Here is a 717-nt window from a genome sequence, read left to right as displayed (position 1 = left end):
GCTTACAGCCGCGGATACCGGCGCACCTACCTGATAGGCGTGCTGGCCAAAGTGGTGGTGGACATGGCAAAAGCTTTGGGTAAGCCCATTGCATTGGAGGACCTGGACTTCGGCAAAGACCGGCTGGGCACGGACAGGAAATTCAACCGCATGGCGGCCAACTTCCCGTTCAAGAAGATAATCGAGGCCGTCATGCGCAGGGCACCCAGGGAAGGTGTGGGCGTAAAGCCGGTCAGGCCGGCGCACACGTCCACCATCGGCTATTACAAGTACATGGAGCGGTACGGGGTAATTATTCACCACGCCGCTGCTTTGGTTATAGCCCGCCGGGCGATTGGTTTCAAGGAACGAATTACCGGTGAACTAAAAGCAAAAATTCAGGCTGTCAAAGAGAAGCTGAACCAAAGAGTTAATTCCTTACCCGGGGAAGGAAAAGGGATGACCCGGAAGGTGAAGCGGTTTGTCACACGGCTGGAAGGAAAGATTCCCGTTCACAACGGACTGCCCCGTTTTAAGCAGGAATCGTTTTATTCCGTCTGGCACGAGTTGAAGCAGCTCGCTTTATCAAGTAGGTGACCCCGTTTAGCCGGTGCCGGACAAACCGGTAGGCCGTATCTAACAGATCGCGGGAGGCGTCCGGCGCTCAAGAAACTTGAGTGTTGGACCGCTTCACGGTCAACGCAGGATGGAAACCCGGTGTGGTTTCCCCTTATGTCC

Annotated in this window: 1 protein-coding gene; it reads left to right on the top strand. The window is 55.2% G+C overall.

The window, feature by feature from the left end:
- On the top strand, positions 1 to 576 hold a 576-nt coding region (locus GFC01_RS17800; protein ID WP_152948482.1), incomplete at its 5' end, for an IS200/IS605 family accessory protein TnpB-related protein.
- Between the last annotated feature and the right edge of the window lie 141 nt (positions 577 to 717).

The sequence above is a fragment of the Desulfofundulus thermobenzoicus genome (genome assembly GCF_009428905.1).
GTDB classification, from domain to species: domain Bacteria; phylum Bacillota; class Desulfotomaculia; order Desulfotomaculales; family Desulfovirgulaceae; genus Desulfofundulus_A; species Desulfofundulus_A thermobenzoicus.
This window is presented reverse-complemented; position numbering and strand designations above follow the sequence as displayed.